Below are 1,325 nucleotides of genomic sequence, written 5' to 3' on the forward strand. Positions count from 1 at the left end.
TCATCATATGTGAACAGGATCACCTCATGACCGTTGTCGAGAAAGGACTTCAGGCAAAGCTGTTCCAGCCAGCTGAGCTCAGGGCCGACCCATAATGACGCAATGGCCGGAAGTGCCATGATAGCTGCCCCTTTTCCACCCGATACATTGGCTGCCTAACCGCGCCTTTTTGTTAACGAAAATTACCCTGCCGCTCGAAGGCCTGTCAATCTGCCAGACTCCGGACGGCCTTAGGTGTGGACTTTATTGTCCACTCTCAGGCCACTTTAAGTCTTCTAAAATCAAAGGAACAATTTGAAACAGATCAAAATCTCTTTGATTTTCATAATCATTCTCGGTGAGAATCTACGCACGCCATTAGCTTCAGAGAGACTATTTCCGCCGGCTCGTCTTTCAAAACATTACACAAATACTGGACATCAGCATCAATCTCTTGACGGCTTCTGCCCCCTGGCACACCCGGCATCATTCGACAACTTCGCCGAACATTAACACCCAAAACTGCGTGCTGAACCCATCGTTCAATCATAGAAGACAGAATCAAAAATCCACTCCACTTTTTAAACATTCCATTCCTGCGCGCCATGCCCCAAGGTCATAGCCAGGTCATTGCAAACGAGCCGTGCCGCCATGCCCAGAGGGGCAGCCACTGAAAGCGCCATTAATATGGCTGCTTGCTGCATTGAACCTGCACATTCCATTAGTTACACTGCCGTTCATCGAGTTTACAGAAGACTCGGATTTGGAAAGCAACTTTATACCCCCATTGCCGCCAATAGCCTTAATAGTGTCGACAAACTCAAACCCTTGCGCAATGCAGACCAGGCCTGAGGCAATTTCCTTTTGAGCCGCTCTACCATAGCGCTCTAGCAGCGCGCTTAGATCTTCAATTTCTCCAATACAATGATCTGCCCTCATTAGCGCAACACTGCCGCCACAAAAGAAGGTCGACACTACAAATGTGTCACACTTTACCTTCACTTGAAGGCAAAAAGTTATTTCTCAACCCTCACAGCGCAACACCCTTTTTATACTCCACGTATTTGAGCGAAGCGATCGGAAGAAGGAAGGTATCAATTCTTATGTAAAGGGCCTATGCAGTAGTTGTTTGACTTTCCCGCACCGGATCTTGCGGATCGAACCACTCCGGGTTTGCCGAAGGTTGATTTCAGTTAACAGCGCGACAATGTTCTCAGTTTCCAGAGCCGAGTAGTTATTGGCCTCTGCTTCTGTCGGCGAAATGCTCCCGATAGGCTCAAGCAGACAGAGGCTGTTGAACCAATCCACCCATTCGAGTGTTGCGTATTCAACTCTTCGAAGAAGTG

1 protein-coding gene and 1 pseudogene are annotated in these 1,325 nt (G+C 48.2%); both read right to left on the reverse strand.

All coding sequences use genetic code 11. The annotated features are described in order from the left end of the window. Positions 1-606: 606 nt before the first annotated feature. A complete protein-coding gene (locus AC58NV_RS23605) occupies positions 607-954 on the reverse strand; it encodes a hypothetical protein (RefSeq protein ID WP_497229316.1) in 348 nt (115 codons plus the stop codon). Between the two features lie 126 nt (positions 955-1,080). Continuing rightward, a pseudogene (locus tag AC58NV_RS23610) lies at positions 1,081-1,325 on the reverse strand (hypothetical protein); the annotation flags it as partial.

The sequence above is a fragment of the Leisingera sp. ANG49 genome, assembly GCF_059694505.1.